General features: G+C 64.4%; 13 protein-coding genes. 4 read left to right on the top strand and 9 right to left on the bottom strand.

Annotation, left to right across the window (positions count from 1 at the left end; genetic code table 11):
- Positions 1-207 precede the first annotated feature (207 nt).
- The 4 genes from ACO1XS_RS12500 to ACO1XS_RS12485 all read left to right on the top strand — a co-directional run bounded on the left by ACO1XS_RS12500 (position 208) and on the right by ACO1XS_RS12485 (position 4,422).
- Positions 208-1,026 (top strand): flagellin domain-containing protein, encoded by an 819-nt coding sequence (locus ACO1XS_RS12500; protein ID WP_331570924.1) that lies wholly within the window; start codon positions 208-210, stop codon positions 1,024-1,026.
- A gap of 225 nt (positions 1,027-1,251) precedes the next feature.
- Positions 1,252-2,670 (top strand): flagellar filament capping protein FliD, encoded by a 1,419-nt coding sequence (gene fliD, locus ACO1XS_RS12495; protein ID WP_331570926.1) that lies wholly within the window; start codon positions 1,252-1,254, stop codon positions 2,668-2,670.
- Between the two features lie 31 nt (positions 2,671-2,701).
- A complete protein-coding gene (gene fliT, locus ACO1XS_RS12490) occupies positions 2,702-3,001 on the top strand; it encodes a flagellar protein FliT (protein ID WP_331570928.1) in 300 nt (99 codons plus the stop codon).
- Between the two features lie 560 nt (positions 3,002-3,561).
- Positions 3,562-4,422: a hypothetical protein gene (locus tag ACO1XS_RS12485; protein WP_331570930.1), complete on the top strand. Its 861-nt coding sequence runs from the start codon at positions 3,562-3,564 to the stop codon at positions 4,420-4,422.
- A 59-nt stretch (positions 4,423-4,481) separates the two neighbouring features.
- On the opposite strand, the gene ACO1XS_RS12480 is transcribed toward ACO1XS_RS12485, so the two are convergent.
- Genes ACO1XS_RS12480 through ACO1XS_RS12440 form a run of 9 tightly spaced genes read right to left on the bottom strand, consistent with a single transcriptional unit; the run spans position 4,482 to position 16,500 of the window.
- Complete coding sequence (locus tag ACO1XS_RS12480) at positions 4,482-6,494, bottom strand: O-linked N-acetylglucosamine transferase, SPINDLY family protein (protein WP_486390818.1); 2,013 nt, start codon at positions 6,492-6,494, stop codon at positions 4,482-4,484.
- The gene (locus tag ACO1XS_RS12475) at positions 6,491-8,824 is read right to left on the bottom strand and encodes a tetratricopeptide repeat protein (protein ID WP_486390817.1); all 2,334 of its coding nucleotides are present in this window, start codon (positions 8,822-8,824) and stop codon (positions 6,491-6,493) included. Before ACO1XS_RS12475 ends, ACO1XS_RS12480 begins: the two co-directional genes overlap by 4 nt.
- Entirely contained in the window at positions 8,821-10,617 is a 1,797-nt protein-coding gene (locus ACO1XS_RS12470; RefSeq protein WP_486390816.1) for an O-linked N-acetylglucosamine transferase, SPINDLY family protein, read from the bottom strand. The genes ACO1XS_RS12475 and ACO1XS_RS12470 overlap by 4 nt, the downstream gene beginning before the upstream one ends.
- Positions 10,618-10,621: 4 nt before the next feature.
- Entirely contained in the window at positions 10,622-11,305 is a 684-nt protein-coding gene (locus ACO1XS_RS12465) for a glycosyltransferase family 2 protein (protein WP_331570938.1), read from the bottom strand.
- Between the two features lie 39 nt (positions 11,306-11,344).
- Positions 11,345-12,064, bottom strand: coding sequence for a WbqC family protein (locus tag ACO1XS_RS12460; protein WP_486390815.1), 720 nt, complete (start codon positions 12,062-12,064; stop codon positions 11,345-11,347).
- Positions 12,061-13,170, bottom strand: coding sequence for a DegT/DnrJ/EryC1/StrS family aminotransferase (locus ACO1XS_RS12455; RefSeq protein WP_331570942.1), 1,110 nt, complete (start codon positions 13,168-13,170; stop codon positions 12,061-12,063). The genes ACO1XS_RS12460 and ACO1XS_RS12455 overlap by 4 nt, the downstream gene beginning before the upstream one ends.
- Positions 13,167-14,393: an aminotransferase class I/II-fold pyridoxal phosphate-dependent enzyme gene (locus tag ACO1XS_RS12450; protein ID WP_331570944.1), complete on the bottom strand. Its 1,227-nt coding sequence runs from the start codon at positions 14,391-14,393 to the stop codon at positions 13,167-13,169. Before ACO1XS_RS12450 ends, ACO1XS_RS12455 begins: the two co-directional genes overlap by 4 nt.
- Complete coding sequence (locus ACO1XS_RS12445) at positions 14,390-15,142, bottom strand: class I SAM-dependent methyltransferase (protein WP_486390814.1); 753 nt, start codon at positions 15,140-15,142, stop codon at positions 14,390-14,392. The genes ACO1XS_RS12450 and ACO1XS_RS12445 overlap by 4 nt, the downstream gene beginning before the upstream one ends.
- A 35-nt stretch (positions 15,143-15,177) precedes the next feature.
- Positions 15,178-16,500: a DegT/DnrJ/EryC1/StrS family aminotransferase gene (locus tag ACO1XS_RS12440; RefSeq protein ID WP_486390813.1), complete on the bottom strand. Its 1,323-nt coding sequence runs from the start codon at positions 16,498-16,500 to the stop codon at positions 15,178-15,180.
- Positions 16,501-16,522 lie beyond the last annotated feature (22 nt).

The following is a 16,522-nucleotide window of genomic DNA, read 5'->3' as shown; positions in this document are numbered from 1 at the left end:
CGCAAACGTTGCACGAGCCGTCGAGCCCCGCCGCACGGGGCTCCGAGACAAACCGCGCCGCATTCGTCGGTGAATTTCCCAATCGCTCCCTAAAGTTTCGCTCGCGCCTCGCCGACAACCAGGACAGGCGGGCAGCGCCATTCGCGAAAGCGCGACGCCGAACCCCGTACGGCCTAGTTCCTGGACGTTTTCCACACGAGGAAAGAAATGCTCAACATCAACACCAACATCCTGTCGCTCTCGACGCAATCGAACCTGTCGGGTTCGCAAAGCGCGCTGTCGACGGCTATCAACCGCCTGTCCTCGGGCAAGCGGATCAACACCGCTGCCGATGACGCCGCGGGTCTTGCCATCGCCACGACGCAAACCGCAACGATCAACGCGCTGAACCAAGGCGTGATGAACGCGAACAACGGTATCTCGATGGTGCAAACCGCTTCGGGCGCCATCTCGTCGACCGTTGCCAACCTGCAGCGTATCCGCCAGCTCGCAGTCGAATCGGGCGACGGCTCGCTCGGCACGGCCGCCCAAGCGAACCTGCAAACCGAAGTCTCCACGCGTTTGACTGAAATCAACCGCGTCGAAACGCAAACGACGTTCAACGGCCAAAGCGTGCTCGGCGGCCTGGGCAGCGTGAACTTCCAAGTCGGCGCCAGCGCCAACCAGACGATCACGGCGAACTTCGGCACGACGACCTGGAACACCACGGGTCTCGGCGTGTCGGCTGTCGACATCTCGTCGACCTCGGGCGCGCAAAACGCGATCACGGCAATCGACGCTGCTCTGGCGCAAGTGAACAACTTCCAAGCAACGCTCGGTGCAACGCAGAACACGTTCCAGGCTGCAGTCTCGAACTCGCAAACGACGTCGACGAACATGTCGGCCGCCCGTTCGCAAATCGAAGACGCCGACTTCGCGCAAGAAACGGCCAACCTGTCGAAGGCGCAAGTGCTGCAGCAAGCCGGTATCTCGGTGCTCGCACAAGCGAACTCGCTGCCGCAGCAAGTGCTCAAGCTCCTCCAGTAAGACTCGCATCTCGCATGACGGACGGCACGTCGTCTGTCATGCAGCCGGTCTGCGGTACGCGAAAGATATATTGCGCACCGCAGACCGGCCGGCAACATCGCAGTACAAGCGAAGCGTACGCGGGAGGCATGCCTCCCGTTGCGCATTGCTGATCGACCGGAATAACGACCGCAACGAGCGGCACAGCGACGCGGACTGTCACGGCAGCGCCGCACGGAGCCTGGAATGACGACAGCATCTTCGACGACCTCTTCGACCAACAGTCTGCTACAGCAGGCCGCACAGTCCATTCTGAGCGGCGCGACGAAATCGACACTCGACGTCAACTCGCTCGTCTCCGCGCTCGTCACCGCCAAGACAGCGGGCCAAGCCGCTGCGATCAGCACTGCGCAAAGCACCGACAACACGACGCTGTCGGCGCTGGGCACGATGAAGTCCTCGCTCTCCGCACTGCAATCGGCGCTCGCCGGCCTGTCCGACGGCACCGCATTCACTGCCCTCACCGCGACGATGAGCGGCACGGGTATTACAGCGAGCACGGCGACGGGCGCCGTCGCGGGCAGCTATTCGATCAACGTGCAGCAGCTTGCACAGGCCAATCAGATTTCGTCGGCGGCCTATGCGAGCAATGCGACGCTCGGCACCGGTACGGTGACGGTCGGCGTGGGCGCGAAGTCGATGTCGATCACGCTCGATTCGACGAACAATACGCTGTCCGGTCTCGCTTCGGCGATCAACAGCGCCTCCACCAATCCGGGCGTGACCGCTTCGGTCGTCACCGCAGCCGACGGCCAGCACCTCGTACTGACGTCGACGACTACGGGCGCGGCCAATACGGTAACGATCAGCGGCGGCGCCGGCGTGGACGCCGGCCTCCAAACGGCAAGCTTCACGCAGGTCACGGCCGCGCAGGACGCGAAGCTGACCATCAGCGGCAGCACCGTCACGAGCGCGACCAATACCGTGACGGGTGCGCTCACGGGCGTCACGCTGCAGCTCGCGTCCACCGCGGTCGGTACCACGCAGACGCTCAGCGTGGCGACGAACAACAACACGATCCAGCAGACCATCACGAACTTCGCGGCGGCGTATAACTCGTGGATCACGAACGAACAGTCGCTGTCTTCGTTCAACACGAGCACGTCGACGGCGGGGCCGCTGCTGGGTGACGCCATGCTCAATTCGGTCGTCAACGGCCTGGCCTCGATCGTCAGCAACGGTGTCACGTCCAACGGTACGACCTACAGCCTTGCGCAGATTGGCCTCGATCTACAGGACAACGGGACGATCGTCGTCAACAGCGCCACGCTGTCGTCGGCGCTCGCCTCGAGCCCCGCTTCCGTCCAGGCGCTCTTTAACGGAACCAACGGCATCGGCCAGCAGCTCAATTCGTTCGTCAACGCGTACACCGAGTCGACTACCGGCCAGATCGATCAACGCACCGCGACGATCACTTCCGATCTGACCAGCCTGACCGATCAGCAAACGGCGCTGACCGACTATCAAAACACGCTGGCCGCGCAGTACAACGCGCAGTTCACCGCGCTCAACACGCTGATGACGCAGATGGCGAACAACACGTCGTACCTTAACCAGCTGTTCGGCGGCAACGGCAGTGCCGGCACGCTGAACAAGTCGTCCTGATGCAGTCCCATCCGAGCAGGAGTGAGCAAGCATGTCGAATGAAACCTTGACGCGCGCCTATGAGTTGACGCGCACGCTCGTCGCCGCGCTCGATGCCGGTGACTATTGCGGCGCCGCGGACCTTGCCGACGAACGCTCGCCGCTTCTGATGTCGCTGGGGCGCGAGCAGTCGGACACGGGGCTCGCCATGATCCGCGAGATCCTGGCGATGAACGCGGCCATCATGGACAAGGCGGCCGCCGCCCGCAATGCGATCTCGTCGCGGTACAACGATGCGCAACGGCGCGTCGCGGCCGCGGGTCAATACCTCGCCACCGAACAGTTGCGCTGATGCGCGTTGGCCGCCTGCAGCGCGGCAATATCGAACGAAGAAGAACAACCGCGTGAAACTGGCGCGGTGCGTCACTCTCGAAGCCGCGGCAACGCGGCTTTTTTATTTCTCCATCGCCTCAGTCCGGTATACGGCAATTCGCTGAAGAAGCGTTACAGGGTTTCGCTCTGCGATCGCAAGCCCTATCCGAGCCACCGCTTCCTCGCTCCGCGACGGACGGTCGGCCCTCATCCGATTTGAGCAAGGAGTCGTTATGCCGAATATTCGCCAATATGGCGATATTCACTGCACAGCGAATATCGCCGAAGGGCGTAGTGATGATAGTGGTCCATCGTCGATCCCCCCCAAATTCAACTGCAGCCCGCCAGCGGGGCCGGCATCCGGTTTTGGTTTTGGCTTCACCGTCTCGTGCGCGTTTCATCAGGACGAATTGAAGCTGAATCTCCGCTCATTTCCGCCAATCGAGCGAAACCACGTGCCGCTTAAAATATCGTCTGGGTCCCGCAAGCGTGAAGGCTGCGCGGCTCGCTAGCGGCAAACCCTGAACCGGAACCGAGGCCATGATCGAATCGCCGTCTACTGCACGCGGCGCCCGGTCTGTCGAAATCCGACAGATCTACTATTCCGAGCAAACGCGGCTGCAGCTCGACCCGGGCTTCATTGCCCTCGACAACTGCGGGCACCGCCCCGACTGGCGCGAGTATTGGCCCATGCGGACCTACCTGCTCGGGCATTCGCTCGACGAAGGCACGCTTTACGGCTTTTTCTCGCCGAAGTTCCGGCAGAAGACGACGCTCGACTCCGCCACTGTCAGCGCATTCATCGCAGCCGCGCCCGCCGACGTCGACGTCATTGGCTTTTCACCGTTCTTCGACCAGGGTGCCGCTCATCTGAACGTCTTCGAGCAGGCCGCGACGAACCACCCCGGTATCTGGCCGATCTTCGAGGCTGCCATGAAGGTCGTCGCGCCCGGAATCGATCCGCACACGTTGCCGATGGACTCGCGCCACAGCATCTTCTGCAATTATTTCGTCGCGAAGCCGGCGTTCTGGCGCATGTGGCTCGGTGTCACCGAGCCTCTGTTCGCCATCGCCGAAGCAGGCACGAGCGAGCTTGCGCAACTATTGAATGCGCCGATCGCCTACGGCCCGGGCGCCGCGCCGTCGAAAGTGTTCATCATCGAGCGCATCGTCGCACTCGTGCTCGCCGCCGATCCGCGCTGGCGGGTCCACCACTTCGACCCGCTGCGCCTGCCGATGTCTCCCTCGATCGTGCGAGGCTATCCAGCCGATCTGCTCGTGCTCGATGCCCTCAAGACCGCGGCCATCGAAACGCGCCGCACGCATTACCTCGACGTGTTCCATCAGATCCGTGCGACGCTCTTGCAAAACGCGCGCAAAGCCGCGGGCATGCAAGCATAAGCAGGCTCGTCCGGCCGCCCGCCCTCCCCGCTCGTCCGCAGTCCACTAAGACAGTTGCGTCACCGCGCTTGCAGGTGCGCTTGCCACATCGCGGCGAACGCGCTTTCCAGCGAACGAGCAAAGCGTTTTGCATCGCAAAGCGACGAGCCCAGCATCCGCTCGCGCAATCCCGCGGCAAGCGCGCTCAACGATGCGCGCTCGCGCATGAACGCTACGGCCTTCTCGACGTATTGCGCGTCGTCCGACGCAATCCAATCGCCCAGCTCGACGCTCTGCAGGACGCTTTCGCAGAGATGGCCGAGGAAGCGATCGGCGCGGCGGCACAGCACCGGGACGCCCATCCAGAGGCTTTCGGCGGTCGTCGTGCCGCCCGGATAGGGGAACGGACTCAGCGTGATGTCGACGCGGCCATAGGCCGCGAGATAGTGCGCGCGCGGCGAAGCGCCTTCCATGACCAGTCGCGAGCGCTCGATGCCGAGCGCGGACAAGCGCGCCGACAAGCGTTCGCGCTGCACTTCGTCGCCAAGCTGCTGCGCCTTCACGAAAAGCCTGGCCTCGGGTACCGAGCGAAGAATCCGCGCCCACACCGAGAGCACTTGATCGTTCAATTTGACGAGGTCGCCGAAATAACCGAAGGTCGGCGCGCGCTCGGTAGCCGGCGCGCTCGCTTGTCGCTCCGCGTGCAAGGCCGCGTCGGCTTCGGCCGTCGCATCGGGCGGCGTAAAGCATAGATATCCGTGCGGCAACCGCCATGCGCGTTCGACGAAGTGATCGGCCTCGTCGGGCGGCAGCACCCATCGATCGCCGAGAACATAATCGATGGCGTCCAGTCCGGTCGACGCGAAGTAGGCGATCCAGCTCATTTGCACCGGCGCCGGTTTCCACGCGAAAACCGGCAGCCGGTTGCAGTCGGTATGGCCCGACAAATCGACGAGCACATGAATGCCGTCATCGCGAATCGTTCGGGCAGCCGATTCGTCATCGAGATCCACGATGCTGCGCCATGCCGCGAAACGCGGCTTGATCCGCGCGCTCAGCGTATCTTCATGGGGCCGCGTGACATACGCATAGAGCTGCACACGCTGCGGGTCCAGATGCGCCACGACGTTCTCGATGAAGAATCCGACCGGATGGACGCGCAAATCAGCCGAAACGAAGCCAATGCGCAACGGCGCGCCGTCCGTCGCATCGGCACGCCAATCGGTATAGGGCGACACTTGCGCGCGCATGAGTTCGCCATAGCGGCGCGCCTCGTCGAGATAGGCCGCCACGCTCACGCCTTGCGCGAAGCTCAGCGTGAAAAGCAGATTGCTCCAGGCTTCGTGCCATGTGGGCCGCAACGTCAACGCATGCCGAAAACAAGCGACGGCTTCTTCGTGCCGGCCCGCCTCCCGGCACACGATGCCAAGATTGAGCGGTACCTGCGCTTCGTGCGGCATCAGCCGTGCCGCAGCGCGATAGGATTGTGCGGCCTCATCGAGCTTGCCCTGCGTCTTCAGCGCATTGCCGAGATTGTTGTGGGCCTCGCCGAACGACGGATTGAGCGCAATCGCCTGTCGGCAATGTTCGGCCGCGAGCGTCGCCTCGCCGAGTTCGCGCAGCAAGTTGCCGAGATTGCAATGCGCCTCGGCAAACGAGGGGTTCAGCGCGACGGCGGCGCGAAAACTCGCCGCGGCGGCAGCCGGCAGCCGCATCCGATGCAATACGTTGCCCAGATTGTTGTGCGCCCGAAAGCTCGATGCATCGAGCGCGATGGCCTGTCGATGGCATTCGGCCGCCGCGGCGAGCTTGCCCCATCCGAACAGCGCACAACCGAGATTGTCGAAGAACGAGGCTTGCGGACTGATCTCGATGGCGCGTCCGATCAGATCGAAGGCATCGGCAAACCGCTGCTGCTGCATGGCGACGACGCCCGACAGATGCAGCGCGTCCGCGTGACGCGGCACGAGCGCCAGCGCGCGCTGATAGGCGGCGCGCGCGGCATCGAGATGGCCCGCACGATGCAGGGCCAGCCCTTCGTCGATGAACTGCGCCACAGCCAGCGCCGGCTGCGCCACCGTTGCGGTCGTCATTGCGTCAGCTCCAGGGGGCGACTCACGCGTGCCTGCCACATCTGCTCGAAGGCCGTCGCGAGATGGCCTGCGAAACGCTCGGCGTCCGCGAGCGGCGAACGTTCGACACGCTCGCGCAAGCTTGCGCGCAATCGATCGAGCGCCGGCAAGTCGCGGGCGAAGGCGATCGCGCGCGCCAGGTAGTCTTCATCGTCGGCGGCAATCCATTCGTCGAGTCCCACCGTGCGCACCACCATTTCACCGAGGTGCGCGAGAAAGCGATCGCCGCGCCGGGCCAGCACCGGCACGCCCATCCAGAGTCCTTCGACACTCGTCGTGCCGCCCGGATAAGGAAACGGATCGAGCGCGATATCGACGTGACGATAGGCATCGAAATAAGCCTCGCGCGATGACGGCCCTTCGAGCACCAGCCGATCGGCCGGGACGCCGTGAGCCGCAAAGCGCGCGATCGTCTCGCTGCGGATGACGGCCTCGCTCAGTTGGTGATTCTTCAGCATCAGGCGCGCGTCGGGTATCGCGCGCAGCAGTCGCGACCACAGTGCAACAACGCCGTCGTTCAGCTTCTTGTGGTTGTTGAAGCAACCGAAGGTGATGTAGCCGTTGGTCAGCGCGGGCAGCGGCGCGACCGGCACACGTAGGTCGGGCAACGTGAAGCAGAGATAGCAATCGGGCAACCGCCAGATTTGCTCGACATATTGCGAGGCCTCGTCGGGGGGCACCACGTGGGGATCGGCCAGCACGTAGTCGATTTCAGCGAGACCCGTCGTCGCGAAGTAACCGAGCCAGCTCACCTGCAAGGGTGCCGGCCGCCATGCGAACATCGGCAGCCGGTTGCGGCCGGTATGGCCCGACAGATCGACGAGGATATCGATGCCTTCCTCGTGAATCGCCCGCGCGAGCGCCGCGTCGCTCGTGTCGGCAACGTGGTGCCAGGCCGCGAAACGCGGCTTGATGCGTGCCGTGAGTTCGTCGTTTTGCAGACCGTTCGAATAGGCGATCGGCTCGATACGCGAGCGATCGAGACGGCTCAGCACGCACTCGAAAAAGTAGCCGACCGGATGTTTTCTGAAATCGGCCGACACGAATCCGACTCTCAGCGCTCGCGCGCTGCCGTGTGCCGCGTCGAGCACGGGCCAATGCCGGTAGGGTTTGGCCCGCGCCGCCATCCGCTCGCCGAAGTATCGCGCATCGGCCAGGTGAGTGTCGGCCGACCATTCGGTGACGTACGATTGCCCGAACAGCACGCAGGTGTGCGATTCGCCGAAATCGGGATCGAGTGCGCGCGCCGCGCGATAGCACTCGAGCGCCGCGTCGAACTGGCTCAGATCGGCCAGGATCGCGCCGAGATTGTTGTGGAACGAGGGGGTATCGCCGCGCAGCTCGATCGCACGCCGGGCGCAGACGACGGCTCGCGTCGGGATGCCCTGACGCCGCAATGCATTGGCGAGGTTGTGCCAGGCATCGGGGAAGTCGGGATCGAGCGCGATGGCCTGCTCGTAGACGGGAATGGCTTCGCCAACGCGGCCGGCCGCGTTGAGCGTGTTGCCCAGCGTATTGCACGCGTGCGCCGATTGCGGCTCGAGCGCGACGACGCACCGATAGTGTTCGATCGCCGCGTCCACCTCGCCGCGAAAAAACGCCAGCCCGCCGAGGCCGTCGTGCGCCGCGGCCATTTGCGGGGCCAGCGCGACCGCGCTGCGGTAGCTCGCCGCCGCGGCATCGAGATCGCCTTGCGCCTTGCGCACGTGCCCCAGGTTCAGATGGGCTTCGACGAAGCCCGGGTTGGCGGCGATCGCCTTGCCGTAGCTGAGAGCCGCCGCTTCGAGCTCGCCCAGATCTTTCAATGCATTGGCGAGGTTGTTATAGGCCTGCGCATAGCCCGGATGCAGTTCGAGCGCACGGGCGCACTGCTCGAGCGCGGCCTTCGCGTCGCCGCTTTCGCGCAATACGTTCCCGAGGTTGCTGTACGCCTCCGCATAATCCGCCTTGAGCGCGATCGCGCTGCGGTAGGCATGAACGGCCTCGTCGCGAGCCCCCGATTCCCGCAGCATGTTGCCGAGGTTGTTGTAATAGATCGCATTCGGATGAAGGGCGATCGATTCGCGGATCAATGCGAGCCCAGGCTCATGCTGTTTGATCTGACACGCAAGCAGGCCCATGAAATGCAATGCATCGGCATGCCGCGGATCAACCGCGAGAATGCGCGAATAGAGCGTCTGGGCTTCGCCGAGCCTGCCAGCCTGATGATGGGCGAGTGCCTCGTTCAACAAGGTGCCGAGCGTCGGCAGCTCGCCCGTGCGGTGCGGCAACGTTGCCTGACGTTTCTTCATCGCGTGGCCCCGGAATGCTTCTCGATGTCGGCGACGCGCTCGCGCCACATCCCCTCGAGCGCCGCTTCGAGATGCCGGGCGAAACGCGAAGCGTCGACGAGCGGCGACGCGATGAGCGCATCGCGCAAACCGTCGCGCAGCATCGCAAGGCGCAGCGGCTCGTTCGCGAATGCCACGGCTTTTTCGACGTAGTCATCATCGTCGTCGGCAATCCAGTCTTCGAGGCCGGCCGAGTGCAACATGCTCGCGCAAATGCTCGAGAGGAACCGATCGCCTCGGCGACACAACACCGGCACGCCCATCCACAGACCTTCGACACTGGTCGTTCCGCCGGGGTACGGGAACGGACTCAACGCGATGTCGACGTTGCGATATGCGGCGAAGTACTCGGCGCGCGGCGACCGGCCTTCGAGAATCAGTCGGCGTGCATCGATGCCGCGCGCAGCGAAGCGGGCAAACGTCGCCTCGCGCGTTTCGCGCACATCGAGTTGCTTGGCCTTCAGAAAAAGGCGCGAGCCCGGAACCGCGTGAAGGATGCGCGCCCATACGTCGACCACGCCATCGTTCATCTTCATCAGATGGTTGAAGCAGCCGAAGGTGACGTGCCGGCGCGTGAGCATCGGCAATGCGCCGACTTCCACGTCTTCGGCCGGCGGCGTGAAGCACAAATAACTGTCGGGCAACCGCCAGAGGCGTTCGACGTACTGATCCTCGGCGCCGGCCGGAAGCACGTGCGGGTCGCCGAGCAGATAGTCGACGGCCGCCACGCCGGTACTCGCGAAATAGCCGAGCCAGCTGACCTGGCAGGGCGCCGGTCGCCAGGCGAACAGCGAGAGGCGGTTGAAATTCATATGCCCCGACATATCGACGAGGATGTCGATGCGGTCGTTTCGGATACGCTCCGCGGCGGCTTCGTCCGTCATTCCCGCGATCGGCGTCCACTGCGCGAAACGCGGCTTGATGCGCGCGCTGAGTGCGTCTTCGAACCGGCGCGTCGGGTAGGCGATGAGCTCGATGCGCCGCGAATCGATATGCGCGAGCAGGCTCTCGAGAAAGTGCCCCGTCGGGTGCACCTTGAGATCGCCCGAGATAAAGCCGACGCGCAGCGGTCCACTGCGCCCGGGACTGAGCGAGACAGGCCAATCGCGCCACGGCTGGGCCCGCTCGGCCGCCACACGGCCGAATTCGCGCGCCTCGCGCATGTACTCGCCCGCATCGAAACGCTCGCGATAACTGAGGATAAACAACAGATTGCTGCGTGCCTCGAGCAACTCGGGCTGCAGGCGAATCGCGATGCGGTAGTGTTCGATCGCCGCTTCGAGCTCGCCCATATCGACGAGCACGTTCGCAAGGTTGTTATGGGCTTCGGCGTAATCGGGCTTCAGCGCAATGAGCGTCTCGAAGCACTGCGCGGATTCCGCCAGCTTGCCCTGATCGCGCAGCAGATTGCCGAGGTTGTTGTGTGCCGGCACATAGTCCGGGCGCAGCGCGATGGCATGGCGAAAGCTTTCGATGGCGGCTGCGTGCATGCCACGCGCCGTCAACGCATTGCCGAGGTTGCCGTAATAGATCTCGCTCTCGCGATGGCTGAGCGCAGCCATGATGAGTTCGGTCGACGCGGTGTAATCGCCCTGATGATAGGCGACGAGACCCAGCAGATGGAGTGCGTCGGCATGCCTGGGGTCGACGGCGAGTATCTGGCGGTACACGGCTGCCGCCTCGGCTAGCCGCCCGGCTTGCTGAAGTGCAAGCCCCGTTTCGATCGGCGGCGCGGATAAAGCTTCGGTCGCCATCGTCTCACTCGCCGTATTTGCGCAAATAGCGCTCGTACGCCTCGCGCCAGGCGGGCTTGCCATAGGCGCCGCCGCTTTCATGCACCACGCTGATCGGCCAAGTGCCCATCGTCATGCCTTTGAGCTCGGCCTGACGGCAAAAATCGAGGTCGTAGAAATGAAAATCGAACTGCTCGTCGAAACGCAGCCCGCTCGCGACGAGCCGCTCGCTGTCCGCGGCGAGCAGGAGCCCGTCGAGCAGCTTGCAGGCCTGGCCCGACGGGCCGAACTGCGAAACGATATCGCAGGGGAAACCTTTGCCGTGCCCAACCGTGCCGCTCAGGAACTCCGGCTTGTCCCACTTGAGATCGGGCGAGAACGCCCACGACGGCTGTCGCGGCATGCGCCGCGTGTTGCCCGCCAGACCGACGATATCGAAGCGTTCGAGTGCCTCCCGTATGCGCTCGGCCCAGAAGAAGTCGCACAGCGATATGTCGTCGTGGATGAACACGAGCACGGCCGGATGCTCTTTCGCGTGCTCGATCGCGCGGTTGTAGATCGTCGAAAGACCCGTCGTGTTGTTGTCGAACAGCAGCAACTGCTGCACGGGGGGATGATCGTAGAGCTTGAGCGACCGGGCGAGCGCCGTGTTTTCGACGAACTGCGCTTCGGAGTATCGGGTGCCACATACAAGGCGGATCGGCTTCATCGGAATCGAGAGAGTGTCGGTTAAGGCCATACGGCGTGTTTACGCCGCTTCGAGCGTCAGATTGCTGCGCAGCGCAGCGGCGACGCGCTTGGGCGCATTCCAGAGCAGGACGTCGACGATCGACAGATGCGGTTCGTAGCGAAACGGCGCGGGATCGTAGGCGAATTCGGCCACGTCGGCGAATTCGAGCGCGACGCCGATGCGCGCAAACGCGGCAGGTTCGAAAAGCGCGCGGCCGCCGGCCGGATTGACATAGCCGGTCGCACCGAGCGCGTTGCAAACGAACGGCGCCCAGTCGCCCGCGTCCATCTCGTCGGGGAACTCGAGGCCGAGCTGCGAGCAGATCCGATACGAAAACGGAATGCCGAGATAGTCGCAAACGGTGCGCAAGCTGCTCACGTTGAGCGCGCAAAGCGAATCGTCGGCCGCGCCGGCAAACGCCGCGCGCACGAGCTCGCTCACGCGCGCATGGAACGGCGCATGCCGGCGAAACGCGGTGAGTTTGCCGAGGATGCTCGCCTGCGCGCCGGCCGGATCGAGCACGCGCGCCTCATGCGTGCGAATCGAGATCGAGCTGTTCGCGAGCGGCACGTTCAGGTATTGCCACCCTTGCTTCGGATGCAAGATGCGATTGCGGTTCATCCACGTCTTCGGCGTGTACTGCGTCACGTCGAAGACGATCCATTCGTCCACGGCCGCGATCAACGCGAAATGACCGAAGTACGGAAAGAAGTACGGTTGCATGATGCCGAGCTTCACGCGGCCACTCCTTCATGCGTCGCACCGGCGGCGAGTGCTGCGCCGATTGCCTCGCACACGCGGCCCACGGCAGCGATATCGACATGCGCGCCAATCGGCAGCCGCAACCACGACGACGCAATGCCGCGCGCCTCGATATCGTGGCTTGCGAGTACCGCGATCAACGCGTCGCGCGAGAAGCCCGCCGCGTCCTCGTCGAACGCGCAGACCACCGTTTGATGATTCGATGCGTCGACGCCGGACGGTACGACGAGGCGGATGCCGGCCAGACCGCTGAGGCCGGCGCGGTAGGCCTCGAAGCTGGCGCGGTTGCGCTCGCGATTGGCGTCGAAATCGTCGAGCGACATCAGGCCGAGCGCGGCCTGCGCTTCGGACATGCGCCCGTTGGATGTCTTGACCACCGATACGGGGCGGCCCGCGCCGTAGCTGCTGCGAATGTTGCGCAGGCGTGCGGCGAGCTCGTCGTCGTCCGTGGCCACGCAGGCGCCGCCGCCGGCATTCACGATATCGGCGGCATCGAACGAAAACACTTCGAGGGCACCGCCTTGACCGGCCCGCCGACCCGCCACCGTGATGCCGAACCCTTCCGACGAATCGAACATCAGCGGGAGATCGTGCGCACGCGCAAGCGAGGCAAGTGCCGCGGCATCGCACGCGCCTCCCCACAAGTTCGCGCCCACGATCGCGCCGACGCCTCCCACACGGCCCACCCGCTTGGCACAGGCGTTCACATCGAGCTGACCGCTCGCGGCGTCGGGCTCGACACTGAGCGTCGATAGGCCGCACCAGTTCAACGCATGCGTCAACGCGCTCGTGCAAACGCGCGGGACCAGCACGGGCGAAGCCATGCCGAGCGCCTCGCCGGCCATCATGAGCCCGATCGTGACGTTGGTCACGCATACGACGTGACGCGCGGCGAGCCGCGACTGCAAGCGCTCTTCGAAAGCGCGTGCGAGCGGTCCCTGGTTCGTGTAATAGCGCCGCTCGAAGATGTCGCGCATGGCCGCTTCGAAGCGGTCCCGGGACGGCATGTTGTGCTGGCCGAGCCGCAGCGGTGCCGCGAACGCGGGCGTCGCGGAGCCTTTGTTGTCCAACGCGCTGTTCATCGCATGGCCCTTCGCGCGGCATCCGCGCCGAGAATGGGCTGCGCGTGCGCCCGCATGAAAGCGAGCAAATCGACTACGGCATCGATGTCGTCGAGCGTGACGAACTCCCCGCACGGCAGGAGCATGAACCGCTCGGCGAGTCGATCCGTCACCGGCAGCACGGCCGGCACATACGGATAGGCCATCGGCTTGCTGTGCAGCGGCGGGGCATAGTAGGCGCGCGCAAGCACGTTCTCCGCATTGAGGATCTCGATCGTCAGCGCGCGCGGGAGCGGCCAGTCATCGAGCAACTCGACGACGATGTTCTTGTAGCTCGTCGGCTGCGATTCGTCGAAGGCGACGAGCCGGATGCCGGCCACGCCCGAGAGCGCGCGCCGATACCGCGCATAGCGGCTGCGATTGCGCTCAACCTGAGCGTCGAGCTCGTCGAGGTTGGCAAGCGCCATCGCGGCATGGACGTCGCTCAAGCGCGCATCGAGCGCGCCTGGCGCGACGAGGCCGCCGTCGCGCAGCGCCACGAGCCGATCGGCGAGCGCCTCGTTATCGGTCGTGACGTATCCGCCTTCGAAGCCGTTGACGAGCTTGCTCGCGTGAAGCGAAAAGCATTCCGCGTCGCCGAATGCGCCGACCTTGCGCGAGACGCCCCGCCCGTCGGTACAACGCTCGTAGACCGACTCGACGCCGTCGAACAGCAACGGCAGGCCGCTGTCCGCCGCCAGCTCGACGAGTCCGCTCGCATCGCAGCAGTTGACGATCGGATGAACGGCGAGCAGCAGTGCCGTGTCGGTGCCGATGCACGCGGCCGCCGTCTCGGCACTGATCGCGAGCGTGGCCGGATCGACCTCGCAAAAGCGCGGTACGAGCCGCGTCCAGGCGACGACATCGGCCATCCGCCGATAGGTCAGAGAAGGCATCACGACTTCGCGCCGCCCGGGGCGCGCGAGTTCGGCGATCGACGTGGCCAACGCCCAAAAACCGCTGCAGAACGTGACGCAGCGCGCGACTTCATGAAACTGGGCAAGGCGCGTTTCGAGACGGGCGGCGACGACGCCCGTGCCACCGGACGCATTGCCGGGCGCATCGAACATCGGCCGCGCATAGTCGAGAAAACGCTCGATCGACGGCTGAACGAGATTCGACGTCGACTTCGGCACGGCAAAGCGTTTGCGCCCACCGAAGAGCGCGAGATCGACGAGCCCGGATTGCTCGTGGCGTGCGTTCATCTCGCCTTCCCTGCCGCACCGTTCGCGGTCGCGCCACGGCGGCGCAGCAACACGTCGTAGCGATAGTGAACCGAGAAGAATCCGCCCGGCATCGTCGAGAAGCTTGCCTCCCAACCGGCGGCGGCCGCCATGTCGGCGAACGCTTCGCGGGTGCGCCAGAGTCCGATTTGCGCCTGATGATCGTCGAGTTCGCCCGGTAGCGGCTCACGCGGTGCATAGAAGGCGGCGGCGCGGGCGCGATCGGGCAGGTTGCCGATGAAGACCGATTCGACGTTGACGAAGCGCGTGTTCAGCAGCGCGAGCGTCGCGCGCGCATCCTCGTCGGAAAAGTAGGCGAAGCTGCCGTAGCAGAGCACCTTCGTGAAGCGTTCCGGTGTGGCTTCGGCGCGCAGATATTGCGCGGCGCCATCGGCGAAAAAGCTCACGCGCGGCGCTTGCGCGAAGTGCTGGTTGGCGATTTCGATCAGATACGGCGAAAGATCGACGCCTACGAGCGCGGCACAACCCTCGACGAGCCGATGCGACAGCGCACCGTTGCCGCACGCGAGATCGAGCACGACGTCGGCCGGCGTCAGCGACAGTTGCCGCTTGATCTCCTCGACGATCAGATCGATCTGCTCGTCCGGTACAGGCTTGCCGTGCACCGTTCGTTTGACCTGTGCCCAGAAAGCGTCGGGCGGGCAGGTGCGCGCATGCGCATCGTAATCGACGGTGGGATAGTCGCGCTCGGTGGCGTTGGCGTTTGACATGATCGATGTGGCGTATAAAGGGTTCGCTCGCCGTTTCAATTCGAACGGCCGCGCGCCGCGCAGGAAAGGACGACGTCGACGATGCGCTGTTGATCGTCGCTATCGAGATCCGGGTAAAGCGGCAGGCACAGTACTTCGCGCGACACTTCGTTCGCGACCGGCAAGTTGCGCGAATCGGACGACGGCAATCCGCGATAGGTCGGGAACTCGCTGATGAGCGGAAAGAAGTAGCGACGCGCCGCGATCTGATGCTCGCGCAGCGTCTGATAAAGGCCGTCGCGGCTCAGCGCGAAATCACGTGTGATCCGTACCGGGAAGTAGGCATAGTTGCGCGTGCAATGGGCGGCAGTCTCGTGCAGCACGATGCCCGGCACGCCCGCGAACGCTTCGCGATAGCGCCGATCGATTTGCGCGCGCGCTGCGATCACGTGATCCATATGCTCGAGCTGCAGCAGGCCGAACGCCGCCTGGACTTCGTTCATCTTCCCGTTGATGCCGGGCGCGACGACGGTCGTCTCGTCGATGAAGCCGAAGTTCTTGAGGTTGTCGATGCGGCGTTTCATCTTGGCGTCGCGGCAGACGATCGCGCCGCCTTCGAACGTGTTGAACACCTTCGTGCCATGAAAGCTCAACACGGAAAGATCGCCATACTCGAGCACCGAGCGCTCGCGCACGCGCACGCCGAACGCATGAGCTGCGTCATAGATCACGCGCAGTCCGTAGGTGTCGGCGAGCGCATCGATGCGCTCCACGTCGCAGGGATTACCGTAGACATGCACAGGCATGATCGCCGTGGTAAGCGGCGTGATGGCCGCTTCGATTCTGGCCGGATCGAGATTCATGCTGACCGGATCGATATCGGCGAACACGGGCCGAATGCCGTTCCAATGCAGCGCGTGCGTGGTCGCGACGAAACTGAACGGCGTCGTGATGACTTCGCCCGTGATCTTCAGCGCCTGCAGCGCCGTGATCAGCGCGAGCGTGCCGTTGGCGAAAAGCGATAAGTGCTCGACGCCGAGATAGTCGCACAGGGCCGCTTCGAGCCGCTGGTGAAACACGCCATTGTTGGTGACCCACTTGCGCTGCCAGATCTCCTCGAGATAGGGCGTGAACTCGGCGAGCGGCGGCAGATAGGGCTGCGTCACCGGCACGAAGCCCTGCTTCGGATCCGCGAGCGTCGATACACGCGTATTGATCGGGTGCTCGCCCTCGCCGGCTTGCCCGGCTTGCCCGGCTTTGCCGGCTTGGCCGCTTTGTGCAGCCTCGTCGACACCGACCGGCTGCGGCGCGCTCGCCGACGCGTGCATCGCAGACCGATCGTCGAGGGGAACGGCGCTCGGCAATTCGTTAGGCTTCATCGGGAAAGCAGTCCTCATCAAT

The organism is Trinickia sp., from assembly GCF_057351765.1.
The sequence above is the reverse complement of the archived record's forward strand: the minus strand, read 5'-3'. Positions and strand labels throughout refer to the sequence as shown.